This is a genomic window from Vibrio lentus, assembly GCF_002875945.1.
GTDB lineage: Bacteria > Pseudomonadota > Gammaproteobacteria > Enterobacterales > Vibrionaceae > Vibrio > Vibrio apostichopi.
Genome location: NZ_MCZK01000158.1, coordinates 83,862 through 109,713, shown reverse-complemented (window position 1 = coordinate 109,713; position 25,852 = coordinate 83,862). Strand labels below are relative to the sequence as shown.

19 protein-coding genes and 2 tRNA genes are annotated in these 25,852 nt (G+C 44.7%); 5 read left to right on the top strand and 16 right to left on the bottom strand.

Annotated features, from left to right (window positions below; all coding sequences use genetic code 11):
* Nucleotides 1–43: 43 nt before the first annotated feature.
* The 10 genes from infB to rlmE all read right to left on the bottom strand — a co-directional run bounded on the left by infB (nucleotide 44) and on the right by rlmE (nucleotide 10,803).
* Complete coding sequence (gene infB, locus BCT49_RS20270; RefSeq protein WP_102437757.1) at nucleotides 44–2,734, bottom strand: translation initiation factor IF-2; 2,691 nt, start codon at nucleotides 2,732–2,734, stop codon at nucleotides 44–46.
* Between the two features lie 22 nt (nucleotides 2,735–2,756).
* Entirely contained in the window at nucleotides 2,757–4,244 is a 1,488-nt protein-coding gene (nusA, locus tag BCT49_RS20265) for a transcription termination factor NusA (protein ID WP_065103003.1), read from the bottom strand.
* 35 nt (nucleotides 4,245–4,279) lie between these two features.
* Nucleotides 4,280–4,735 carry a ribosome maturation factor RimP gene (gene rimP, locus BCT49_RS20260; protein ID WP_004734501.1) on the bottom strand — a complete coding sequence of 152 codons (456 nt, stop codon included), beginning with the start codon at nucleotides 4,733–4,735 and terminating at the stop codon, nucleotides 4,280–4,282.
* 235 nt (nucleotides 4,736–4,970) lie between these two features.
* Nucleotides 4,971–5,047: transfer RNA gene (locus tag BCT49_RS20255), tRNA-Met, on the bottom strand.
* 53 nt (nucleotides 5,048–5,100) lie between these two features.
* Nucleotides 5,101–5,185 (bottom strand) — tRNA-Leu (locus BCT49_RS20250).
* Between the two features lie 16 nt (nucleotides 5,186–5,201).
* Nucleotides 5,202–5,534, bottom strand: coding sequence for a preprotein translocase subunit SecG (gene secG, locus BCT49_RS20245; protein WP_029223252.1), 333 nt, complete (start codon nucleotides 5,532–5,534; stop codon nucleotides 5,202–5,204).
* 278 nt (nucleotides 5,535–5,812) lie between these two features.
* Entirely contained in the window at nucleotides 5,813–7,153 is a 1,341-nt protein-coding gene (gene glmM, locus BCT49_RS20240) for a phosphoglucosamine mutase (RefSeq protein ID WP_017108756.1), read from the bottom strand.
* 22 nt (nucleotides 7,154–7,175) lie between these two features.
* Nucleotides 7,176–8,006 carry a dihydropteroate synthase gene (gene folP / locus BCT49_RS20235; protein WP_102437755.1) on the bottom strand — a complete coding sequence of 277 codons (831 nt, stop codon included), beginning with the start codon at nucleotides 8,004–8,006 and terminating at the stop codon, nucleotides 7,176–7,178.
* 89 nt (nucleotides 8,007–8,095) lie between these two features.
* Nucleotides 8,096–10,066, bottom strand: a complete 1,971-nt coding sequence (ftsH, locus tag BCT49_RS20230; RefSeq protein WP_102437753.1) for an ATP-dependent zinc metalloprotease FtsH — start codon at nucleotides 10,064–10,066, stop codon at nucleotides 8,096–8,098.
* A 107-nt stretch (nucleotides 10,067–10,173) separates the two neighbouring features.
* Nucleotides 10,174–10,803, bottom strand: coding sequence for a 23S rRNA (uridine(2552)-2'-O)-methyltransferase RlmE (gene rlmE / locus BCT49_RS20225; RefSeq protein WP_017106934.1), 630 nt, complete (start codon nucleotides 10,801–10,803; stop codon nucleotides 10,174–10,176).
* A 114-nt stretch (nucleotides 10,804–10,917) separates the two neighbouring features.
* Here rlmE and yhbY point away from each other — a divergent pair, with 114 nt between their 5' ends.
* Nucleotides 10,918–11,214, top strand: coding sequence for a ribosome assembly RNA-binding protein YhbY (yhbY, locus tag BCT49_RS20220; RefSeq protein WP_004738252.1), 297 nt, complete (start codon nucleotides 10,918–10,920; stop codon nucleotides 11,212–11,214).
* A gap of 125 nt (nucleotides 11,215–11,339) precedes the next feature.
* Here yhbY and greA read toward each other — a convergent pair whose 3' ends face one another.
* The gene (gene greA, locus BCT49_RS20215) at nucleotides 11,340–11,813 is read right to left on the bottom strand and encodes a transcription elongation factor GreA (RefSeq protein ID WP_017079993.1); all 474 of its coding nucleotides are present in this window, start codon (nucleotides 11,811–11,813) and stop codon (nucleotides 11,340–11,342) included.
* A 515-nt stretch (nucleotides 11,814–12,328) separates the two neighbouring features.
* Here greA and BCT49_RS20210 point away from each other — a divergent pair.
* The gene (locus tag BCT49_RS20210; RefSeq protein ID WP_102437751.1) at nucleotides 12,329–13,348 is read left to right on the top strand and encodes a porin; all 1,020 of its coding nucleotides are present in this window, start codon (nucleotides 12,329–12,331) and stop codon (nucleotides 13,346–13,348) included.
* Nucleotides 13,349–13,460: 112 nt separating this feature from the next.
* Nucleotides 13,461–14,894 carry a serine-type D-Ala-D-Ala carboxypeptidase gene (gene dacB, locus BCT49_RS20205; protein ID WP_102437748.1) on the top strand — a complete coding sequence of 478 codons (1,434 nt, stop codon included), beginning with the start codon at nucleotides 13,461–13,463 and terminating at the stop codon, nucleotides 14,892–14,894.
* A gap of 126 nt (nucleotides 14,895–15,020) precedes the next feature.
* On the opposite strand, the gene BCT49_RS20200 is transcribed toward dacB, so the two are convergent.
* Nucleotides 15,021–15,866 (bottom strand): magnesium transporter, encoded by an 846-nt coding sequence (locus BCT49_RS20200; protein WP_016768990.1) that lies wholly within the window; start codon nucleotides 15,864–15,866, stop codon nucleotides 15,021–15,023.
* Between the two features lie 424 nt (nucleotides 15,867–16,290).
* Nucleotides 16,291–17,478 (bottom strand): tyrosine--tRNA ligase, encoded by a 1,188-nt coding sequence (tyrS, locus tag BCT49_RS20190; RefSeq protein ID WP_017633272.1) that lies wholly within the window; start codon nucleotides 17,476–17,478, stop codon nucleotides 16,291–16,293.
* 129 nt (nucleotides 17,479–17,607) lie between these two features.
* Here tyrS and BCT49_RS20185 point away from each other — a divergent pair, with 129 nt between their 5' ends.
* Nucleotides 17,608–18,897, top strand: coding sequence for a peptidoglycan DD-metalloendopeptidase family protein (locus tag BCT49_RS20185; protein ID WP_102437746.1), 1,290 nt, complete (start codon nucleotides 17,608–17,610; stop codon nucleotides 18,895–18,897).
* 127 nt (nucleotides 18,898–19,024) lie between these two features.
* On the opposite strand, the gene BCT49_RS20180 is transcribed toward BCT49_RS20185, so the two are convergent.
* From BCT49_RS20180 to erpA, 3 genes are all read right to left on the bottom strand, one after another.
* Nucleotides 19,025–22,132 carry an efflux RND transporter permease subunit gene (locus BCT49_RS20180; RefSeq protein ID WP_102437744.1) on the bottom strand — a complete coding sequence of 1,036 codons (3,108 nt, stop codon included), beginning with the start codon at nucleotides 22,130–22,132 and terminating at the stop codon, nucleotides 19,025–19,027.
* 10 nt (nucleotides 22,133–22,142) lie between these two features.
* Complete coding sequence (locus tag BCT49_RS20175) at nucleotides 22,143–23,267, bottom strand: efflux RND transporter periplasmic adaptor subunit (protein ID WP_102437742.1); 1,125 nt, start codon at nucleotides 23,265–23,267, stop codon at nucleotides 22,143–22,145.
* A 343-nt stretch (nucleotides 23,268–23,610) separates the two neighbouring features.
* Entirely contained in the window at nucleotides 23,611–23,952 is a 342-nt protein-coding gene (gene erpA / locus BCT49_RS20170; protein WP_102437809.1) for an iron-sulfur cluster insertion protein ErpA, read from the bottom strand.
* A gap of 296 nt (nucleotides 23,953–24,248) precedes the next feature.
* Here erpA and hemL point away from each other — a divergent pair, with 296 nt between their 5' ends.
* On the top strand, nucleotides 24,249–25,556 hold the full coding sequence (gene hemL, locus BCT49_RS20165) for a glutamate-1-semialdehyde 2,1-aminomutase (protein WP_017106926.1): 1,308 nt from the start codon (nucleotides 24,249–24,251) through the stop codon (nucleotides 25,554–25,556).
* Nucleotides 25,557–25,852: the final 296 nt, after the last annotated feature.

Here is a 25,852-nt window from a genome sequence, read left to right as displayed (position 1 = left end):
AATGTTAGTAACCTTAGTCAATATGTCGAGTCGTACAGACTGATTAGTCTAGAGTACGTTTAACTTCAACAATTTCGAATACTTCGATCTGGTCACCAACGCGAACGTCGTTGTAGTTCTTAACGCCGATACCACACTCGTAACCATTTTTAACTTCTTGAACGTCATCTTTAAAGCGACGAAGTGACTCTAGTTCACCTTCGTAGATAACAACGTTTTCGCGAAGTACGCGGATTGGGTTGCTACGCTTAATAGTACCTTCAGTAACGATACAACCAGCGATTGCACCAAGTTTAGGCGACTTAAATACGTCACGAACTTGAGCAAGACCAATGATCTCTTGACGGAATTCAGGAGCAAGCATACCGCCCATCGCCTGTTTCACTTCGTCGATCAGTTGGTAGATGATTGAGTAGTAACGTAGGTCTAGGTTTTCATTCTGAACAGTACCGCGCGCAGTTGCGTCAGCACGTACGTTGAAACCAAGGATGATAGCGTTAGAAGCTGCTGCAAGCGTTGCATCAGTTTCCGTAATACCACCAACACCAGAACCTACGATGTTCACTTTAACTTCGTCAGTTGACAGTTTCAGTAGAGAGTCAGCAATCGCTTCTACAGAACCTTGAACGTCAGCTTTAAGTACAACGTTAAGTTCAGCAACTTCACCAGCAGTCATGTTCGCGAACATGTTCTCTAGTTTCGCTTTTTGTTGGCGAGCTAGTTTAACATCACGGAATTTACCTTGACGGTAGTTTGCAACTTCACGCGCTTTACGCTCATCACGTACAACCGTTGCTTCATCACCTGAAGCAGGAACGCCAGAAAGACCTAGAATTTCTACAGGGATAGATGGGCCTGCAGTTTCGATGTCTTTACCGTTTTCATCACGCATTGCACGAACACGGCCGTACTCTTGACCACAAAGAACGATGTCGCCTTTGTTTAGAGTACCAGACTGTACTAGTACTGTTGCAACTGGACCGCGACCTTTATCAAGACGAGATTCAACAACAACACCAGATGCCATGCCTTCTTTAACCGCTGTAAGCTCAAGAACTTCAGACTGAAGAAGGATAGCTTCTAGAAGACCATCGATGTTTGTACCCTGTTTTGCAGAGATGTGAACGAAGATGTTCTCACCGCCCCATTCTTCAGGGATAACGTCGTATTGAGCTAGCTCATTCTTAACGTTGTCTGGGTTTGCACCCTCTTTGTCGATCTTGTTCACAGCAACAATCAGAGGAACACCTGCCGCTTTCGCGTGCTGGATTGCTTCGATTGTTTGTGGCATTACGCCATCGTCTGCTGCAACAACAAGTACAACGATATCTGTCGCTTGAGCACCACGAGCACGCATAGCTGTAAACGCCGCGTGTCCAGGAGTATCAAGGAACGTGATCATGCCGTTGTCAGTATCTACGTGGTAAGCACCAATGTGCTGCGTGATACCGCCAGCTTCGCCAGAAGCAACGTGTGCTTTACGAATGTAATCAAGTGTAGAAGTTTTACCGTGGTCAACGTGACCCATGATAGTAACAACAGGAGCACGACCTTCTGCGATAGCATCGCTATCACGGTCAGCTAGCACTGCTTCTTCTAATTCGTTTTCTTTGCGAAGGATAACCTTGTGGCCCATTTCTTCAGCAACAAGTTGTGCTGTTTCTTGGTCGATCACTTGGTTGATAGTCGCCATAGCGCCCATCTTCATCATCACTTTGATAACTTCAGTTGCTTTAACTGACATTTTGCTAGCCAGTTCAGAAACAACGATAGTTTCGCCGATAGCAACATCAGATTTAGCAACAGTTGCTGACTTATCGAAGCCTTGTTGCATTGAAGTTGGTTTAGCTAGCTTACCTTTACCGCCACGACCACGTTGGTTACGACCACCACGGTTGTTGCCAGGTTGAGCTGCTGGAGCAGGTTTCTTCTTGCGACGACGAGGAGCTTTCTCATCTTTTTTATCAGCCGCATCTTCTGCTTCACGAGCATAAGTAGAAGTAGTCACATGGTAATCCGCAGATTTCTCTTGCTCTTTCTTCTTCTTCTCTTCTTCAGACCAACGTTCTTGGTTTTCTTCTGCTAACTTACGAGCCTCTTCAACAAGCTTAGCTGCTTCAGCTTCTGCTTTACGAGTTGCTTCTTGCTCTTGACGAGCTTTTAGTTCATCCGCTTCTTTTTTCGCTTGTGCGTTAGCGTCTGCATTTTTTGAATTCATGTCTTTTTTAGCCTTATCAGCTTGTGCGCGTTGAGCCTTCTCTTCAGCTTCACGTTTTGCATCCGCTTCACGTGTTACTTTTGCTTCGGCTTCGCGCTGTGCTTTCTCTGCAGCATCACGTTTCGCTTGCTCTTCAGCATCGCGTTGTGCTTTCTCTTCCGCTTCACGATTAGCTACATCCTCAGCCTCACGTTTCGCTTCATCTTCAATAGCGCTGCGCTTCACGTAAGTACGTTTTTTACGTACCTCTACTTGAACATCCTTACTCTTACCGCCTCCAGCGGCAACACTTAGCGTGCTGCGGGTCTTGCGTTGAAGAGTTAAACGAGTCGGTTCTGTTTCACCTGAAGTATCGCCGTGCTCCTTTTTAAGGTGCGTTAGCAATGTTTGCTTCTCTGAATCAGTCACTTGATCCGACCCTGCTTTCTTCATGCCTGCATCAGCAAGTTGTTCAATTAAGCGGTCAACTGGCGTACCAATCTCTTCACTCAGTGCTTTAACTGTTAATTGTGTCATACCGCTCTCTCTCCTTGCTGAATTATTCTTCGTCGCCGAACCAACAGATGTTACGCGCAGCCATAATCAGCTCGCCCGCACGCTCTGCAGTTAGGTCTTCGATGCCTTCTAGTTCATCAACGCCTTGGTCAGCTAGGTCTTCCAATGTAGCAACGCCTTTTGCAGCTAGCTTGTAAGCCATTTCACGCTCAAGACCTTCAAGTGCAAGTAGGTCTTCAGCAGGCTCAACACCATCGAAAGTTTCTTCTTTCGCTAGCGCTAGAGTAGTCAGTGCGTCTTTTGCGCGGTTACGTAGTTCTTCGACGATACCTTCGTCTAGACCGTCCACTTCAAGAAGCTCGTTTACAGGAACGTAGGCTACTTCTTCAAGCGTAGAGAAACCTTCTTCAACAAGCATTTGAGCAAAGTCTTCTTCGATGTCTAGGTGCTTCATGAAGTTTTCAATTGAAGCAACTGCTTCTTCTTGGTGCTTCTTCTGAAGATCTTCAACAGTCATTACGTTCAGTTCCCAACCCGTTAGTTGAGAAGCTAGACGTACGTTTTGACCGCTACGACCGATAGCTTGCGCTAGGTTGTCAGCTTCAACCGCGATGTCCATTGAATGTGTATCTTCATCAACGATGATAGAAGCCACATCAGCAGGAGCCATTGCGTTGATTACGAATTGTGCCGGGTTATCGTCCCAAAGCACGATATCGATACGCTCACCGCCAAGGTCGTTAGAAACAGCTTGTACACGTGCACCACGCATACCAACACACGCACCAACAGGGTCAATACGTTTGTCGTTTGTTTTAACAGCGATTTTAGCACGAGAACCAGCGTCACGTGCAGCACCTTTAAGTTCAATTAGCTCTTCACCAATCTCAGGCACTTCAACGCGGAATAGTTCAGCTAGCATTTCAGGCTTCGAGCGAGTAATGAACAACTGGAAGCCGCGAGCTTCTGGCTTAACTGCGTATAGAAGACCACGAACACGGTCACCTGGGCGGAAGTTTTCACGAGGAAGCTGGTCATCACGAAGGATTACCGCTTCAGCGTTGCTACCTAGGTCTAGGATAATAGTGTCACGGTTTACTTTCTTAACAACACCAGTAACTAGCTCACCTTCGTTATCGATGAACTGCTCAACGATTTGAGCACGCTCAGCTTCACGTACTTTCTGTACGATAACTTGCTTAGCCGTTTGAGTCGTAATACGGTCAAACGTTACTGATTCGATGTCATCTTCAATGAAACCGCCAAGTTCGATCTCTGGGTCATCGTACTTCGCAGCTTCAATAGAGATTTCTTTTGTTGGGAATTCAACTTCCTCAACAGCTTCCCAACGGCGGAAAGTTTCGAAATTACCCGTTTTACGGTCAATTTCAACACGAACTTCGATTTCTAGTTCGCTTTTCTTTTTTGTTGCCGTTGCAAGCGCGATTTCAAGCGCTTCAAAAATACGCTCACGAGGAACTGCTTTCTCATTAGAAACAGCTTCTACTACCGCCAAAATTTCTTTGTTCATTAATCTAGCCTCTTAAGCTCATCTCTCTAGGAGAACTAAAATTTAGGGATCAGGTTAGCTTTCGCAATATTACTCAGGACGAATTCTTCTTCTTGTCCTTCAACCAATACTTTTACTGTCTCGCCTTCAATAGATTGGATATCACCTTTCCATTTACGACGGTTGCCGACAGCCATTTTCAAAACGATGCTTACCTCGTGACCAATAAATTGTTGGTAATGCTCTGCTTTGAACAGTGGTCTCTCTAAACCTGGTGAAGAAACTTCAAGGTTATAAGCCACTGAAATTGGATCTTCAACGTCCATTACGGCACTTACTTGGTGACTAACTTCAGAGCAATCGTCTACATTGATACCATTTGGTGAATCGATGTAAATACGTAGCGTTGAGTGCTCACCAGCACGAATAAATTCTAATCCAACTAACTCATAACCTGATGCTGCTACTGGAGCGTCAAGCATTTCAGTAAGTTGTCTTTCTAAACCAGTCATTTAACCACTCCAGAAACAAAAAAAGGGCTCAAAGCCCAATTTAAATTCCAAGCAAACATTATCTAAATTGCATTTACAAATGCTTAGATAACAAAAAACCCCGTATAAGCCGGGGTTTTTGTTGCTGGACCCTTATATGTTAAGTGCCATCATATTTGATATTACACTTAACTCACAGTGAGGTTCACACTGTGCAAACTTGCTACCAATACACGCTATATAATAGCATTGAAATTGGTTGCGGGAGCCGGATTTGAACCGACGACCTTCGGGTTATGAGCCCGACGAGCTACCAAACTGCTCCATCCCGCGTCCGACTTGTGAGCATTATACGCCCAACAAGATGTTTTACAAGTTTGTAAACATGGTGCCGAGAGAGGGACTCGAACCCTCACACCCTAAGGCACTAGCACCTCATGCTAGCGTGTCTACCAATTTCACCATCTCGGCATCAAATCTTTGCAGATTATTGTGGAATCTCGTCGCCTTGCGCCGGAACTTCACTCACTGCATCTTCAGCTTGCTGAATTACCTGACCTTCAGTCGGGTTAATCCATTGTGACTCAGTTTTATGTGTAGACATATTACCAAGCACTAAGCTAAGGATAAAAAATGTAGTTGCAAAAATTGCAGTCATTCGGGTAAGGAAATTTCCTGAGCCACCAGCACCAAACACAGTGTTTGAAGCGCCAGCACCGAATGAGGCTCCCATATCTGCGCCTTTACCTTGTTGAATCAACACTAGGCCAATTACACCAAGCGCTGCCAACAGGTAAATCACAAGTAGAACTGTAAACATTTTTCCACCTATGTTCCTAATTGTTGAGCCAGCGCCGTTCAAAAAACTATTTTTAAGAACAAGGCTAGCGACCTCCTAACTGAAGGCCGAGCAATACTAGCGAATGCGACGATGACTGACAAGAGGAATTTGCTAAAAAATAAGCCTTTAACAAGCGAGTGGTTAAAAAAAGGGCAAAAGCGACACAAAACTCGTTTGTGTCGCTTTTCATCAAGGCATAAGTTAAACAGACTTAATCACGGGCATGATGATGCATGCTACAGCGATAAACTATTTAATTAGCAATTCGCTTTTACAGCATCAGCAATCTTAAGTGCAGATTTCTGAACAAGATCAGCATCTTCACCTTCAACCATCACTCGCAATAGAGGCTCTGTGCCTGACTTGCGCAGTAATACGCGGCCTTTTTCACCAAGCTCAGCTTCCACTTCAACAACAGCCGCTTTAACAGCCTCAGCTTCTAATGGGTTTGAGTCACCGCTGAAACGAACATTTTCTAGAACCTGAGGGTATAACGTCATACCTTGAGAGAGTTCATTCAGTGTCATTTCACTATCAACAACTGAAGCCAACACTTGCAGTGCAGCAACGATGGCATCACCCGTCGTTACTTTATCCAATAGAATCACATGGCCAGAGTTTTCTGCACCGATCTTCCAGCCTTTAGCAAGAAGCTGCTCCATTACATAACGGTCACCTACAGCAGCACGTACAAATGGAATACCTAATTGCTTAAGTCCATTTTCCATACCAAGGTTCGTCATCAATGTACCAACAACACCGCCTTTTAGCTCACCACGACGTAGCGCATCACGAGCAATGATGTAAGCGATTTGGTCGCCATCAACCTTATTGCCTAGCTCATCAACCATAATGATACGGTCACCGTCGCCATCAAAGCCAAGGCCTAAAGCTGCTTTCTCTTCAACCACTTTAGCTTGCAGAGCACGCACATCCGTCGCACCCACTTCATGGTTAATGTTGGTACCATTTGGCTCAACACCCATTGCAATGACTTCAGCACCCAACTCTTTAAACACAGCTGGCGCGATGTGATAAGTTGCACCGTGCGCGCAATCAACCACAATTTTCATTCCGGCTAATGTCATTTTGTGCGGGAATGTACTTTTACAAAATTCAATATAACGGCCTGCTGCATCATTTAAGCGAACTGCTTTACCTAGTACTGAGGATTCCACGCACTCGATATCTTTGTCTAGTTCGGCTTCGATTGCCAACTCGATTTCATCCGACAATTTAGTTCCTTCAGAAGAGAAGAACTTAATACCGTTATCGTAATATGGGTTATGCGATGCAGAGATAACAATCCCCGCCTCAGCACGGAAAGTTTGTGTTAGGTAAGCAACAGCTGGTGTCGGCATTGGCCCAGTAAACGTAGCCTGAAGACCCGCAGCAGCTAAGCCAGCTTCTAAAGCAGACTCAAGCATGTAACCAGAAATACGAGTATCTTTACCGATAATCACTTTCTTTGTGCCCTGCTTTGCTAGAACACGACCAGCAGCCCAGCCAAGCTTCAAAACAAAATCAGGTGTAATTGGGTATTGACCCACTTTGCCACGTACGCCATCTGTTCCGAAGTAACGTCTTTTATCAGACATATTGATTTTCCTTAATTATTATTTAGTGATTGTTGTTCATCACTTCAATTATCTTCATCGCTTCCAATGTATCTTCTACATCGTGAACGCGAATAATTTGAGCACCTTTCATCGCAGCAATGGTAGCGCAAGTAACACTTCCTACCATGCAATCTGCTGGTGCTTTATCTAGCAGCTTAAAGATCATCGATTTTCTCGAGATACCCGCTAAGATTGGCAAGCCAAGCGTATGAAATTTTTCAAGGTGCGCTAATAGGTGGTAATTATGCTCTATGGTTTTACCAAAGCCAAAGCCCGGATCGAGAACAAGTCGCTCTTTAGGTATGCCGACAGCCTCACAAGCCTCAACTCTTTCTTTTAAAAAGTCTTCGACATCCGTGAAAACATCGTCATAGCTAGGGTTAGCTTGCATGGTTCTTGGCTGGCCTTTCATGTGCATCAAACAAACGGGAACCTGAGCTTGAGCGGCAGCTTCTAAAGCGCCTGACTCTTGCAGAGCTCGCACATCATTGATCAAGTCAGCACCCGCTTCAACGGCTTGACGCATCACTTCCGCTTTGCTGGTATCAATAGAAATCCACACATCAAAATTAGCTCGAATCGCTTTAATTGCGGGGATAACCCTTGATAGTTCATCTTCCAATGTAACTTCAGGCGCTCCCGGACGGGTAGATTCACCACCGATATCAATAATACTGACACCGGCTTTGATCATGCGTTCAGCTTGCTGCAATGCTTTCTCTAATGAGTTGAATTGACCACCATCAGAAAATGAGTCGGGAGTTACATTGAGGATACCCATCACATGCGGACGGTCTAAAAGGAGTGTTTTGCTGTTTGCTTGTAATATCATGGAAGGCAGGTCTTAAAAGGTTAAAACACTTTGCGCTAGAAACAGAAAAACCCTGAGCATACTCAGGGTTTTAATTAATAGCTTAGCGATTAAGAATCTTTGTTTTGAGCATCATCTGATTCAGATTTAGCTTCTTCAACTTTTGACTCTTCAGCTTTTGGTTCGGCTTTAGCTTCAGGTGTTTCCTCAGCTTCAGGCTTGGCTTCTTCCTTTGTAGGTTCAGCTTTTGCCTGGTCACCCCAACCAGCAGGCTCACGAATGTCAGTCTTACGTTCCATGAGGTCATCAATTTGACCCGCATCGATCGTTTCGTACTTCATAAGCGCATCTTTCATCGAGTGCATCAAATCCATATTGTCTTCTAGGATTTGCTTAGCGCGAGCGTAGTTGCGGTCGATAAGAATACGAATTTCTTCATCGATAAGTCGAGTTGTATCGTCAGAAACATGCTTCGCTTGACTCATGCCGCGACCTAAGAAAACTTCGCCTTCTTCTTCAGCATAAAGAAGAGGACCCAGTTTCTCAGAGAAGCCCCACTGCGTAACCATCTTACGAGCAATATCTGTTGCACGTTCGATATCGTTAGACGCACCAGTCGAAACCTTCTCTTTACCGTAGATAAGTTCTTCAGCAAGACGACCGCCGTACAAGCTAGAAATCATAGACTCTAGATGTTGGCGAGACATGCTTACGCGATCTTGTTCTGGTAGATACATCGTCACACCAAGTGCACGACCACGTGGTATGATTGATACTTTGTACACTGGATCGTGTTCAGGTACCAAACGACCAACAATCGCGTGACCAGCTTCGTGGTAAGCCGTTGACTCTTTCACTTCTTCAGACATAACCATTGAACGGCGCTCTGCACCCATCATGATCTTATCTTTCGCAAGTTCAAACTCAACCATAGAGACATTGCGTTTGTTTCCGCGAGCAGCAAATAGAGCCGCTTCGTTAACAAGGTTCGCAAGATCTGCACCAGAGAAACCTGGAGTACCACGAGCAATCAGAGATGGTTCAACATCGCCTGACAGTGGAACTTTACGCATGTGTACTTTAAGAATCTGTTCACGACCACGTACATCAGGTAGACCAACCACAACTTGACGGTCAAAACGACCTGGACGAAGTAGTGCTGGGTCAAGTACGTCTGGACGGTTAGTCGCAGCGATAACAATAATACCTTCGTTACCTTCGAAACCATCCATCTCAACCAGCATTTGGTTCAGTGTTTGCTCACGTTCATCGTGACCACCACCAACACCAGCGCCACGTTGACGACCTACTGCATCGATTTCATCGATAAAGATGATACATGGTGCGGCCTTCTTAGCTTGTTCGAACATGTCACGCACACGAGATGCACCAACACCAACGAACATTTCTACGAAGTCAGAACCAGAGATAGTAAAGAACGGTACTTTCGCTTCACCCGCAATCGCTTTGGCAAGCAATGTCTTACCAGTACCAGGAGGGCCAACCAACAGAATACCTGTAGGGATCTTACCACCTAGTTTTTGGAAACGACTTGGGTCACGAAGGTAGTCAACAAGTTCTTTAACGTCTTCTTTTGCTTCGTCACAACCTGCGACATCAGCAAACATCGTTTTAATTTGTTCTTCGCTCATCATTCGAGCTTTGCTCTTACCAAACGACATTGCGCCTTTACCGCCGCCGCCGCCTTGCATTTGACGCATGAAGAAAATCCACACACCAATCAGTAAGATCATTGGGAACCAAGAGATAAAGATAGTGCCAAGCAGGCTCTGCTCTTCAGGTGGTGTGCCCTGAACTTTCACGTTTTGGTTAATTAAGTCATCAAGTAGCTTCTGATCATAAACAGGCATGTAAGTTACATACTTAGCACCACCACCACGACGGGTGAAAGAGATTTCACTGTTATTGAACTGTGCGTCTTGAATCTGGCCTTGGCCAACTTCCTGTACAAACGTGGTGTAATCAACTGCTCTGCCATTACTTTCACCAGGGCCGAAGCTCTGGAATACAGACATAAGCACTACAGCGATAACTAGCCACAGAATTAAATTTTTTGCCATGTCACTCAAGGTGTCAGCCTCTCGATAACTAATTGTAATTAAAGGTAGGGTACTACAGTTTGTAACCTGTAGCTATATTGTTAACGGTTCAAAATCGAACAGAATCGTTAACCTTTGTAACCAGTGGCTACGATAAACACTTCACGAGAACGAGCTCGAGAAGAGTCGGGTTTTCTGACCTTAACCGTTTTAAACATCTCACGGACATCTTTAACGTATTGGTCAAACCCTTCGCCTTGGAATACTTTAACAACAAAACTACCATTGGTAGCTAGAACTTGTCGACACATATCCAAAGCTAATTCAACCAAGTACATAGCTCTTGGTTGGTCTACTGAGTTATTTCCCGCAATGTTAGGTGCCATGTCAGACATAACCACATCAACCATATTAGGTTGAATACGGTCTAACAACGCTTCCAATACTGCTTCTTCGCGGAAATCACCTTGTAAAAAGCTCACTCCAGCGATTGGGTCCATAGGTAACAAGTCACACGCAATGATTTGTCCACTGTCACCAATAATCTTAGCAGCATATTGAGACCAACCGCCAGGAGCTGCACCCAAATCCACAACGGTCATCGCAGGAGACAACAATTTATCTTTCGCTTGAATCTCTTCCATTTTGAAATAAGCACGTGAACGATAGCCTTTCTTTCTCGCCTCATTTGCGTACTTGTCGTCGAAGTGTTCCTTCAACCAACGGCCTGAACTGGCCGAGTGTTTCTGTTTACTCATTGGATACCTAAATTGGAGGAAAGTACTAATTGCTGAATAAATTATAGTCTTCAGCATTAGATGGCGTTAAAATAGGTTTTTTCAACCCTAATACTAAAGAAAATTGGCCGCGTAATGAACCTAAGTACCAAACAAAAGCAGCATCTAAAGGGCCTAGCTCACAGTTTAAAACCTGTAGTGCTAATGGGCGCAAATGGACTTACTGAAGCTGTTCTAGCGGAAATCGAATTAGCTCTAGACCACCACGAACTGATCAAGATTAAAGTTGCATCAGAAGACCGTGAGACTAAGCAACTGATTATCGATGCAATTGTACGTGAAACTAAAGCTGAGAAAGTACAAACTATCGGTAAAGTTCTTGTACTGTTCCGTCAGTCTGAAGCACGTAAAATCGAGATTCCACGCAAATAAGTTAGTTTGACTTCAAGCTAGCTCCGCAATCAGAAAGCCACTGTGCTTATCTTTTAGTGTAGCGTGAGAAACGAAAAAGGTCGCATTAGCGACCTTTTTACTTATTAGAACCAAAGTAAATTCAATTAGATGTATTCTACTTTGTCGATTTCGAAGTCTTTATCGCCGCCAGGTGTAGAGATAATAACCTCGTCACCTTCCATCTTACCAATAAGACCACGAGCGATCGGTGATTTCACCGAAATGCGACCTGTTTTGATTTCAGCTTCATCTTCAGAAACGATTTGGTAACGGAACTCTTCATCAGTATCTACGTCAATCAAAGTAACCGTAGTACCAAAGATAACCTTACCTGTGTTATCCATTTGAGTTACGTCGATGATTTGAGCTAGCGATAGCTTGTATTCGATATCTCGAATTTGAGCTTCACAGATACCCTGCTCTTCACGAGCGGCGTGATATTCAGCGTTCTCTTTCAAGTCACCTAGTTCACGTGCTTCACCAATAGCTGCTGAAATAATAGGACGTAGCTTAAGTAGGCGATCTAATTCGTCACGTAGCTTCTGAGCGCCACGTACTGTCATTGGAACCTTTTCCATTTTTTACCTCTATGCCAAAGCTTTCTTTGGCCAACATAAATCCACCCAACATACTTATTGGGTGATAGAAACAAAACGATTTGGCTTAGTGTAAACAAACTTGATGGCTAAATCACCTTTATTCCACTTTGTATTATAAAAGCTTTATCTAGGTCTAAATTACAGACATCACAAAAATGAATATTAACCTCCCCATCAATAAGTCAGCAAATAAATACCTAAAAAAAACAAAAACAAACCAAATAAACGCAGATCACACTTTTATAAAAACAAAATTAAAACAACAACTTAAGTAACAGTAAATGTAATAAAACAGTGTTCACTATTTTTATTGATATCATTTTACTAACTGACTATGGAACTTTAGGGGTAAAAAGTACCCCATGAATTGCTCTGGCAAGTTTCACGCTTTTGTTCTAAGCATGATTATGAAGCTTGATTAATACGAGCAATACACAAAAAGGATTCAAATCCTTGATAAATACCTTTATGGACAGTAATTAGGAATTAATAACATGAACAAGACTATGATCGCGCTTGCTGTATCTGCTGCAGCTCTTGCTACTGGCGCTAACGCGGCAGAACTATACAACCAAGACGGTAACTCTGTTGAAATGGGCGGCCGTGCTGAAGCTCGTCTATCTTTAAAAGATGGCAAAGCTGAAGACAAAACACGTATCCGTCTTAACTTCCTAGGTAAAGTTGAAATCCAAGACGGCCTATACGGTGTTGGTTTCTACGAAGGCGAATTCACAACGGCTGAAAACGGCGGCGCTACTGATAACAACGATGGTGATATCACTAACCGTTACACGTACGCTGGTCTAGGCGGTACATTCGGTGAAGTAACTTACGGTAAGAACGAAGGTGCTCTAGGCGTAATCACTGACTTCACAGATATCATGGCATACCACGGTAACTCTGCTGCAGACAAACTAGCTGTAGCTGACCGTTCAGACAACATGCTTTCTTACAAAGGTCAATTCCAAGACCTAGGCCTGAAAGCAAGCTACCGCTTTGCTGACCGTGAAGAAACTAACGGTGAGTTCACTGACAACGGTAAAGATGGTTACTCTCTATCTGCTATCTACGCAATCGGCGAGACTGGTGCTAAGCTAGGTGCTGGTTACGCAGACCAAGATAAATCTAACGAGTACATGCTTTCAGCTTCTTACGCTATCTCTGACCTGTACTTCGCAGGTGTATTCACAGACGGTGAAAAGCAAACTACAGGTGCAATCACAGACAAAGCTGTTGACTACACTGGTTACGAATTAGCAGCGGCTTACACTCTAGGTCAAACTGTATTCTCAACTACGTACAACAACGCTGAAACTGATAGCGAAACGTCTGCAGACAACATCGCAATCGATGCAACGTACTACTTCAAGCCTAACTTCCGTGGCTACGTATCGTACAACTTCAACCTAATCTCTGAAGGCGACAAGATCGGTAGCACTGACTTAGTTAACGGCAAAGCAAGCTCTGCTGACGCTGAAGACGAGCTAGCTCTAGGTCTACGTTACGACTTCTAATTCTGATTATCTAATTGTTTAATTAGTTAATTGAGAATCAAAACGCCCGCTATCTAGCGGGCGTTTTTTATATCTGTATACTGAAAACATCAGCCATCCAAGAAAATCTTCTATGCGCCTTCTACCCACTCTACCTCTATGTAGTTTTTTCATTAGTCTTTTCTCACTTAACGCTTTCGCATATGCCCCTCTTGATAAACTGCCCGACGGCAGCAGCACAAGTATCATTTTGGAATCACTAAGTGGCGATTCAAATGAAATGCATACCGACACTGATGGCTTTTACCCACCAGCCAGCACTTTAAAACTGGTTACGGCTTTGGCGGCTAAATTGGAGTTAGGAGATAACTTTCACTACACAACCGGCATAGCTCGTTCTAATGAAGATGTGATGATCTCATTCAGCGGTGACCCAACGCTACAAAGAGAACACCTAAAAAGCCTTTTATCTCAATACGCTAAGTCGCAATCTAAAACCATCAAGGGCAACTTATACCTCGATAACTCGGCTTATACGGGCTATCAACGAGCGGTTGGTTGGCCTTGGGACATTCTAGGCGTTTGTTACAGCGCGCCTTCTAGCGCGATGACCTTAGACAGCAACTGCGCACAAGCCTCTATTTATACGAAAGATAACGGTTCGACACGGGTATATATCCCAGCTCATTATCCAATAGACGTGACAACCACCGCAGCCACCGTAACTCGCTCAGGGCAGAAGGCCACACAATGCGACTTAGAGCTCATAACGACTCCAGACAACGCTTACAAGCTCTCTGGTTGCTTAGTAGAGCGTAAGAAGCCACTACCGCTCAAGTTCGCGATTCAAAATCCAGAGCTTTATAGCTACCAAGTCGTGACCTCACTGCTTAAAGAGCTGAAAATTCAAGTTAATGGCGATGTGATTGTGGGTAAAAAAGTTAAAGCAAACAAAGCAACGTTAGTCGCGAGCCACCATTCTGAAAAGCTTCCTGAACTGCTCGATACCATGCTGAAGAAGTCTGACAACCTAATCGCGGACAACCTCACCAAAACACTGGGTGCAACGTTTTATGTCCAGCCTGGTAGTTTCAATAACGGCACCGAAGCGATAAAGCAGATATTACTGACCAGGGCCAACATTGACCTAAGCAAAGCTCAGTTGGTTGACGGCTCAGGGTTATCGAGGAATAATCGCATGACCTCGCAGACCATGGCACAGGTGCTTCGTTATATCTGGGAAAACGATCAACAACTCAACCTAATTGATGCGATGCCAACGTCAGGCACTGATGGAACGCTTAAGTATCGTCAAAGCATGCGAAAAACACCGATTCAAGGCAACATCATTGCTAAAAGCGGCTCTCTATACGGCAGTTACAACATGGCAGGGTTTGGTTTAGATAAATCAGGTAATCCAAATTCGATCTTCGTGCAGTTTGTTCGTGATTATTTCCCTGAAAAGCCAGATCCTGACAGACCAGTCGAAGCACCTATTACCCAGTTTGAACGTGCTTTCTACACAGATGTAGTTGAATTCAGTCAAACACAGAGCAAACCTCAATAGCGATTGACTTGTAAAAGGCTGTTAATTAGATAATAAAAAATGGCGCTGAAGATCTTGAATCTTCAGCGCCATTTTTGTTTCTAAGGTGTTTTTAGCTATTTTTATAGGTGCCTATTTTAATAGGAGCTAAGCGATACCGAGGAATGAGTTAACGACTGTAAAATAAATCCACATCCCTGAAATATCCACTATCGAAGCCAGTACTGGGCTCACCAGCACCGCAGGATCTAATTTGAATAACCGAGCAACAATCGGCAATCCAGCGCCTAGCACGGTTGATATTGTCACTTGAATAAACAGAGCGACAGCAATCGCGTAAGCAATCATATTAATGTCGTAACCACCCGTTGATTGGTTATCACTGAACAGTAATATGCGGCCTATCATCACCAAGGCAATCGCAAGTGCTAAGCAGATAGCAACTCTAAATTCTTTCCAAAGAACGTTCGCCCACTGGCGTTTCTTCAACTCCCCTGTAGCTAAGGCCCTAATGACCAAAGTCGCCGCTTGTGTGCCTGTATTGCCACCCGCAGCAGCGATTACTGGCATATAGATCGCCAGAAGTACTAGTTGGCTAAGAATGTCTTCATACTGAGCAATGATAAGCCCAGAGACAATACCCAGCAGCGCTAAGGCAATAATCCAACCGATACGCTGCCTAACATGGCTAAGCACTCCAGTTGAAAGGTAACCCTGTTGAGGTTCAACCTCTGAATAGATCAGCCCTAGTTGGTGAGCTAGATGTCGAGAGCGCTTCTCAAAGCCCTGCTCTTCTAGCTCACTAAGTAAAGTCTGAATCGTACTAAGAGAGCATTGCCCGAGTACTAACACCGCATCTTCAAGCGGCATACGGTTCAAAAGGTTAATTTGTTGCTCACGTCCGTACTGTTGAAAGGCATTAGATACAGCTTGGATGTCTTTCTCTGAGTACAGAGCTTCAATAGATAAAAAAGTGTTGTTCATTACCGTCATGGCGAATCTCCCGATTGGCAAAGGTAACGACCATCAAAACAAATAGCTTATAGCGAATACATCAAGAACATTTAACTCGTGTACCAAGAGCGTATAGCCCGTATATCAGGAGCGTATAGCTAAGCGCACAAAGAGCTTAAAGCGCTAATGTGTCTACTTGTTAGAATCTAGTGTGTGGAAAAGAATGAGGGGGAAAACAAAGATACCCTACCTGAACGGCAGGACAATAGATCAACACCGAGACAGGTTATTCTTCTCCATTCAAACTAGGAGGATGGTCGGTATTGTTCATAAAAATCTCCAGAATTACTGTCAATATGACAGCGCGCATAGTGTAGCAATGCACGTTCAAAAACTTCGTCAACTTTGTGTCAATAAAAAAGACATCCGTGGATGCCTTTTGTTCAATTATTGATGTGCGTTATTACTTAATAGTAATACGAGCAAACTTACGCTTACCTACTTGGTAAACTGCAGTACCTGCTTCAGGTACAAACTTGCTGTCTTCAATCTTCTCGCCTTCAAGCTTAGCAGCGCCTTGCTTGATCATACGCATCGCATCAGAAGTAGAGTTTACTAGACCCGCTTCTTTTAGAACGTTCGCAATTGGCAGGCCAGCTTCGAATTCGAATTCAGGCATATCATCTGGTACTTGGTTCTTAGCAAAACGGTTAACGAACTCTTGCTCAGCCGCATCTGCATCCGCTTCACTGTGGAAACGAGCAATGATCTCTTTCGCTAGTAGCACTTTAACGTCACGCGGGTTCTTACCTGCATCAACGCCAGCTTTCAGTTCCGCAACTTCTTCAAGTGGACGGAAAGACAGTAGCTCGTAGTAGCTCCACATTAGATCGTCAGAGATAGACATAATCTTACCAAACATCTCGCTTGGTGCTTCGCTGATACCGATGTAGTTGTGCGCAGACTTAGACATCTTCTTAACGCCGTCTAGACCAACAAGTAGTGGCATCATTAGTACCGCTTGTGGTTTTTGACCTGCTGCTTTTTGCAGTTCACGACCCATTAGAAGGTTAAACTTCTGGTCAGTACCGCCAAGCTCAACATCGCTCTCTAGTGCAACAGAGTCGTGACCTTGAAGAAGTGGGTACATGAATTCGTGGATTGCGATCGGTTGACCACCAGCGTAACGCTTTTTAAAGTCATCACGCTCAAGCATACGAGCAACAGTTTGGTTAGAAGCAAGACGAATCATGCCTTCTGCACCAAGCTCAGATAACCACTCAGAGTTGAAACGAATTTGCGTTTTCGCAGGATCTAGAATCTTGAATACTTGCTCTTTGTAAGTTTCAGCATTCTTCAATACGTCTTCACGGCTTAGCGGTGGACGCGTTGAGTTCTTACCAGATGGGTCACCAACCATTGCAGTGAAATCACCGATAAGGAATGTCACTTCATGACCAAGCTCTTGGAAAGCACGAAGCTTGTTAAAGATAACCGTATGGCCTAGGTGGATATCTGGAGCTGTTGGATCGGCACCCAGCTTAATGCGTAAAGGACGACCTTCTTTTAATTTAGCAATCAGTTCGTCTTCTGGAATCAATTCTTCTACGCCACGTTTGATCTCGGCTAGTGCAGCTTCAATACTCGCCATTCTTGTTCACTCCCACAGATTTGGCAAAAATATAATAATTAGACATCTTACTTGAATAGCGATGTATTTTGAAACCAGTTACACTATTCCGTCGTCGATTTTCATAATATTTACAGAACGAACCGGAACATGTTGTCTATTTTTGCACGCCTTCCTATTTTGCACCGGGCTTTTATCGCATTTTTTAGTGCCGTAATTTTCGTCGCGATCTTCTTACTCCCCGATGTCAGCAGTTTACGTGACGATACGGGCGCTTTAGTGGTGGGGAAACATTACCCACTGACTATCAATGCATCTGCACTTGTTAGCTCGAGTGACGCACCGCCGACGGCAGTGCTTAATTGGGAGAAATACACCGTTCGTTCTGGCGAAAGCACCTCTGTTTTATTCGAACGTATTGGACTCTCATACCGCTTGCTGATCACGCTACTCAATACCAATAATGATATTAAGAAGCAGCTGTCTAACCTAAGACCTGGCGATGTATTGCAGTTTGGTTTTGATGAAAACAACGACCTTATTCAGCTAAAACGACAACTTAGTGCGTTTGAAAGCTTCAAAATCACTAAGTCTGGCGATTCGTTTACCTCTAGCATCGACAAGAAAGAAGTTGCCTACCAATACAATTACGCTGAAGCCAACATTACCTCTAACTTCTGGAATGCAGGCGTTAGCGCAGGTTTAACCGCAAACCAAATTATGGAACTAGCCGGTATCTTCGGTTGGGATATCGACTTTGCTTTGGATATTCGTAAGAACGACAGCTTTAAAATCTTGTACCAAGAGAAAGTGGTTGAAGGCGAAGTGATTGGTCGCGGTAAAATCATGGCTGCTGTGTTTAAAAACCAAGGCGATTCATTTACCGCGGTACTCGATGACAAGAGCGGCAACTACTTCGATGAGAATGGTCGAGCGATGAAGAAAGCCTTCCTACGCTCGCCAATTGATTTCCGTCGTGTGACATCGAACTTTAACCCACGCAGAAAACACCCAGTGACAGGCAAGGTTCGAGCTCACCGTGGTACTGACTATGCAGCTCCTGTTGGCACACCTATTTGGGCAGCCGGTGATGGTATTGTTCAGAAGTCGGGTTATAACCAATTCAATGGTAACTACGTTTTCATTCGACACAGCAACACCTACATCACTAAGTACCTGCACATGAAGCGACGTATGGTGAAAACAGGTCAACGCGTCAAACAAGGTCAAACTATTGGTACTTTGGGTGGTACAGGTCGTGTTACTGGCCCGCACTTACACTATGAATTCTTGGTCAATGGCGTACATAAAAATGCGCGTACCGTGAAATTGCCGCAATCGAAGTCGTTAACCGGTAAAGCAAAAGCAACCTTCATTGCTAACTCAGAGATTCGACTGAATAACCTTGAGCGATACGGCCAGTTGCTAGCGACCAATTAGGTTACTAGCGATCAATTAGGTTAAGAACTACATAACCCAACGAAAAGAGCGCCTATTGAAGGCGCTCTTTTTTATTTCGTAGAATCCGTTGCTGTGATTAAGCGTGATTGCTTCAATCACCATGACTTTAACTACTATTGTTTTGGCTTTCTTCAGGCTTTTTATCTCGCCCTAGCATCAACAAACAAGGTGTCAGTACCAAGGTTAGTACCGTCGCAAATGCCAAACCTCCAGCAATAGCAGTCGCAAGCTGTGACCACCATTGCGTACTCGGCGCGCCGAACTCTATCTTTTGATTAATCAAGTCGATGTTCATCTCTAACACCATCGGCATCAAGCCTAAAATGGTGGTGACTGTAGTCAGCATTACCGGCCTTAAACGCTGAACTCCGGTTCTTAGTATCGCATCTCGCTTATCCAAGCCTCGTTTAATCAACTGATTATAAGTATCGATCAGCACGATATTGTTGTTCACGACGATACCAGCCAGTGCTATCACCCCAATACCGGACATCACAATGCCAAACGGACGCTGGAAGATAAGCAAACCAACAAACACACCAACCGTTGAAAACAACACCGCACTAAGAATCAAGAACGCTTGATAGAAGCTATTGAACTGAGTAATCAGAATCAATGCCATTACCGCAAGAGCAACCATGAATGCACTTTGTAAGAAGGCTGAAGAGTTCTCTTGTTCTTCATTCTGCCCACGGATACGGAACTCAACGCTACTCGGCAGCCCTAACTCACTCAGCGACTGTTCGATCTTTGGCAGTTCGAGGGCAAGGTTATAGCCCTCTTCCATATCCGCCATGATGTTCACCACACGCTTTCCATCAAGACGCTTAATCGTATCCTGCTTATGGTCTGGAACGATCTGAGCAAAATTGGTAATCGGCACTAAGCCTGCTGGCGTTTTCACTCTCAACTGGTCAAAGCGCCCGATATCTCTCTTGTCATTTGGATAACGCACCAAGATGTCGACCTCTTCTGATGAATCATCAGGCAGGTAATCACCAATCTTCAATCCGTTAGTGACGAATTGAACGGTATTACCCACTAAGGTCGCATCTGCTGCAAAACGCGCGGCATCGTCTCTGCGAATATCCACCTTCCAGTCGATACCGTCTTTGCTTGCAGTGTCGCTGATATTGGTCAGCGCTTGATTTCCATCCGCCCAGCTTCTGACGATCTTAGCCGCTTGATTGAGCTGATCCGGTGTTTTGGCTGACAGCTCAATCACTAAGTCATTTTCAACCGGAGGTCCTGCATCTGGAAACTTATATTCAATCTCAACACCTGCGTATTGATCGGTTTGCACCTTTAATTCATCAATGATCGCCTTAACACTACGACGGTATTGCCAATCCACAGGGGTGATCGATATCAAACCAATTTGGTCGTCACCACCAGTACGAGTGTAAACGGTATCGAACTCGTCATGATTTAGCATCATCTGTTCAATATCGCGCATGATGACATCTTTCTCTTGGATGGATAGATCACCATGGGAACGAACTTTGACGTTAAAGAATGGCGGATCAACTTCTGGGAAGAACTCAGCACCTAGACCCGCTTTTGAATAAGTAAAACCAACCGCAACCGCGAGTAATATCGCACTGAAGAGAATCTTAAATGGGTGTTTAATCGCAATCGAAAGTGTGTGGTAGTAAGCCTTGGTTAAACCAGTCGCCTGTGAGAAATCACCATTGTGCAATGCCACCATTCGCGCTTGGCTTTGGGGTGATACGTATTGAGGTTTGCCAATCAAACCGCCTAATACTGGCACAAACAACAACGCCATAATTAATGATGCGGTTAAGGTCGCAATCAACGTTAATGGCAAGAACTTCATGAATTCGCCCGTCACATCCGGCCAAAACAGTAACGGAGCAAATGCCGCCAACGTTGTCGCAGTAGACGCTGTTATCGGCCATGCCATGCGCTTAGCTGCATCTCGGTAAGCGGCTTTACGTCCTTCACCTTCTTGCATTCGCCTGTCGGCAAACTCGGTCACCACAATCGCGCCATCGACCAACATCCCAACGGCCATGATCAAAGAGAACAGCACTACAATGTTGACGGTTAAACCGAATACAGACAGCACTAGTAGCCCGGTAAGGAATGATCCAGGAATTGAAATTCCGACCAATAACGCGGTTCGAACACCAAGAATAGCGATGATAACAATCACCACTAAAATGATGGCGGATAAGATATTATTTTGAAGATCGTTGAGCATGATCTTTACATCTTTAGATTCATCCCAAGTGTATTTGACCAATAGATTATTTGGCCATTCAGCTTGCTGTTGAGCACCACTCATCACCGCCTTCACGAGCTCAACGGTTTCAATGATGTTTTCACCCGCGCGCTTCTTGATATCCAAGACAACCGCTGATTTACCATCTAAACGAGCAAAACTCTCTGGATCTCGAAATGCTCGACGAACAGTCGCTACATCGCCAAAGGTCACTACTTGCTTACCATCGACTTTGATCGGCAGCTCAAGTACGTCTTTTAAAGAGTTGAACACCGAAGGAACTTTGACGGAGAAACGCCCATACCCCGTATCCACAAAACCGGCCGCAACCACTCGGTTATTCAAAGCGATCAAGTTGTAGATATCCGCTTGATCTAGGCTGTAGCTCTCCATCAACAGAGGATCAACAATGATTTCGACAATGTCATCACGATCGCCTGCAATGTCGACTTCAAGGATCTGACGATAACTTTCTAGTTTATCTCCAACCTCTCGCGCAATTTGCACAATGGTACGCTCAGGAACAGTACCGAACAGAACCACTGACAACACAGGTTGCTCAGACGCGAGTGTCACCTCATTGACCGTCGGTTCATCACTGTCTTCAGGGAGTTTTGGTTTGGCAAGATCAACCGCATCGCGCACATCCGCCATTGCTTTGGTGAGGTCAACGCCAACATTAAACTCCAACACAACAGAGGCATGACCTTCTGCTGCGGTTGCCGTCATCTCCTTTACGCCTTCAATCGACCTAAGCTCTTGCTCGATAGGTCTTACCAATAAACGCTCCGCATCGGTTGGCGAGATCCCTTGGTGCCCTACTGAAACGTAGATAATTGGAATGGTGATGTCTGGGCTCGATTCCTTAGGTATCGTGATATAGGTAACGACACCGGCGACAAGAATTAACGCCAAAAGGGAGAGCATTGTTCGAGCACGAGACAAGGCTGCATCAATAATTGAATACATCGGTTATCTCCTACTCAGTTGTTACGTTAGAGAGTTCAGCACCTTGCTCAACAGCAATCACCGAGTCACCATCACGCACAAAACCCTGCCCCACAGTGATGATATCGACACGCTGACCTAACCCCGTGAGCCACACGCCATCTTGCTCAGCTTTCACCAGTTGAATACCGACAAATTTCACGATTGGTGAGTCATCAATTGAAACCAAAGTTTTGACCCCAAGATTACCCGCCTCATCTAGTGCCAACATGGCAGGTGTCACCTTGATAGCGTCTCTCGTTTCTAGATTGAGGGTGACTTCAGCACTGACACCAGCAGGTAACAGGCCATCTGAGTTATCGATTTCAATCTCAATTGGGAAGGTATTGGTTGAGGCAGAAGAAATTCGAGACACATAACGCAAACGCCCTTCCGCTTCTTCTCTTCCTAGCAAACGGACCAAAGCGGCTTGATTGACTAACAAATGCTGGATATGACGCTCACTAACATCGGCCTCAATAACCAAAGGATCGAGATCAATCACGCCAGCGACAGGATCGCCAACACCAACGAAATCACCGAGCTCCACCATCAAATCTTGAACCACTCCCGAGAAAGGTGAGGTAATCACTGTATTCTTTAGAGCCAATTCCGCATTGCGCTTCATGGCCTTTGCTTCCGTTAGTGAAGCCTCTGCGGTGGTATAGGCAATCTCGCCTTGCAGCCCTCTCTTCTTCAAAGACTGCGCTGCTTTAAATTCTTTCTGTTTCAAACGATATAACGCAGATGCTCGCTCCAACTGGATTTCTAAATCGCCTTTATCAATCTGGGCAATGGCTTGCCCTGCTTTAACCGTATCGCCTTTAACAACATTCAGCCGGACGACCTTACCCGCAACTTCCGCTCCTAATCGGGCATGCCTGTCGGGCGCCGTTCGTCCATAGAGGTCAATCGTTTTGAAGGTCGGTGATGAGCTGAATGTTTGAAAGGAAACCTTAGCCAACGGAATCTCTGTCGCTTTTTTCTCAGGCGACTCTTCCGCTTGTCCCACTCCTAAACCAAGCCAGATAGACAACAACATCACTAGAATCAGCGAAACCAGCCACGGCTGCTTAAGTTTCTGAAAAAATGGCGAGTTAGGAAATAGAGTGGGCATAACAAATCCTTTTGTCCGATGTAATTAAGGCGCGCTAATTGGCTCAACACTGTTATGTGCAACTTCCATATGCACAGAGATAACCTTAACAGACCAAAACCAAACGAAGTTGGACACTATCGACAGTTTAAAAAATATGCCATGTACTAAAAATAGAGGGAATGCGTTGAAAAATAATAGGTTAAATATCGAGGTAAATACTGATTTCGGAGAAAAAGCCAAACGGTCGACCGTGAGACTTAGCTTGCTGCGGTTTTTTGAGGAGTCTATAAACACAAAAACGCCGAACATAGGTTCGGCGTTTACAGTACTTCTAATGTAGCTTCAGCTTTTTCAGTTCAAGCTATACGCTGAATGAAGCACCACAGCCACATGTTGTTGTAGCGTTCGGGTTATTAACAAAGAAGCGTGCGCCTTCTAGGCCTTCAGTGTAATCAACCATGCCGCCCATTAAGTACTGTAGGCTCATTGGGTCAACAACCAGCGTTACACCGCTGTTTATAATGGTAGTGTCGCCATCATTTACTTTTTCATCAAATGTGAAGCCGTATTGGAAACCACTACAACCACCACCTGTAATGTATACACGCAGTTTTAGTTCTGGATTTTCTTCTTCAGCAATTAGCGTTTGTACGCGGGTAGCTGCTGCATCAGAAAAAGACAATGGGATATTTACTTCGCTCACGACAACCTCTCTTACCTGTGTCAAAAACAACATGATACAAATCTAATTCGAGACCATAGTTGTTGAGTATTTTCTTATATTCTGGTGATTATCTAATACCTGACTGAAACGTTCAAGTATTCACCACAGGATCGGTCCTTTTACTGTTGTAAACTCGCCAGAATCTGACAATTAAAACGTGTAACCACACAAAACAACCAGATTCGGGGGATTATATCGGCGAAAGCATTCCTAGTTGGATTCGGGATAGGTACAATGCGAGCCAATTGGTCCGACAGTCAAAAGAGGATATATCAATGACCAAATCAGCAGAACTGTATCAAAAGGCACAGCAAACTATTCCAGGTGGCGTTAACTCTCCAGTGCGCGCTTTTAACGGTGTAGGTGGTTCTCCAATCTTCGTTGAGCGAGCTGACGGCCCACTTCTTTTTGATGCTGATGGTAAAGCATATATCGATTACGTTGGCTCTTGGGGTCCAATGATCCTAGGTCACAACCACGCGGTTATCCGTGAAGCTGTTATTGATGCGGCGCAACGTGGTCTAAGTTTCGGAGCTCCCACTGAAACTGAAATCAAAATGGCTGAACTAGTATCTGAAATGGTTCCATCAATGGAACAGCTGCGTATGGTTAGCTCAGGTACAGAAGCAACAATGAGTGCGATTCGTCTCGCTCGTGGCTTCACTGGTCGTGACAAGATCCTTAAATTTGAAGGCTGTTACCACGGTCACGCAGACAGCCTACTTGTAAAAGCAGGTTCTGGCGCACTGACTTTAGGTCAACCAAGCTCTCCAGGTGTTCCTGCTGACTTTGCTAAGCTGACACTAACAGCAACGTTCAACAACCTAGATTCTGTACGTGAAATCTTCGCGGCAAATAAAGGCGAAATCGCATGTATCATCGTTGAGCCAGTCGCTGGCAACATGAACTGTATCCCGCCAGTAGAAGGCTTCCATGAAGGTCTTCGTGAAATCTGTGACCAAGAAGGCGCGTTGCTGATCTTTGATGAAGTAATGACAGGTTTCCGCGTTGCAGAAGGTTGTGCTCAAGCTTACTACAACATCAAGCCAGACCTTACGTGTCTTGGTAAAGTGATCGGTGGCGGTATGCCAGTGGGTGCTTTTGGTGGTCGTAGAGATGTGATGCAGTACATCGCACCAACAGGTCCGGTTTACCAAGCAGGTACGCTTTCTGGTAACCCTGTTGCAATGGCAGCTGGCTACGCATGTCTGAAGCTATTAAGAGAAGAAGGCAACGAGAAGCGTCTTGCTGCGAAAACTAAACAGCTAGCAAGCGGTTTCAAACACCTAGCGGATAAACACGGCATCCCAATGCTCGTGCACCAAGTTGGTGGTATGTTCGGTTTCTTCTTTACGGATCAAGAAACAGTAACGTGCTACGAAGATGTAACCAAGTGTGATGTAGAACGCTTCAAGCGCTTCTTCCACCTTATGCTAAAACACGGTGTTTACCTTGCACCATCAGCATTCGAAGCAAGCTTTACGTCTCTTGCTCACGGTTCAAAAGAGATCGATGCAACATTAGAAGCAGCCGATCGCTGTTTCGCTATTATTGCTGCAGAAAGCAACGAATCAAACAGCTAATTCTTTAGCTAAGCGTTTGAATTTAGGGCTGCATTACTGCAGCCCTTTTTAATATTTGAGCACTTGTGTTCAAAGTAAATACCTCAGCGACACAAGCTAGCTCGGTACTAAAAAGCCTTTAACGTTCCCAAAAAAGAAAAACCAGCAACATAATTGTGCCTAGAAACATTCGAAACCAAGGGATCTCTTTTTTTGTTTGCTGTTCTTCATCTTGGCATTTTTTATCTTTACCACAACATCCCATAATGCAAACTCCTCATTGCTAACTCTCTGTTTTGCAGCCATTATAAACTCAG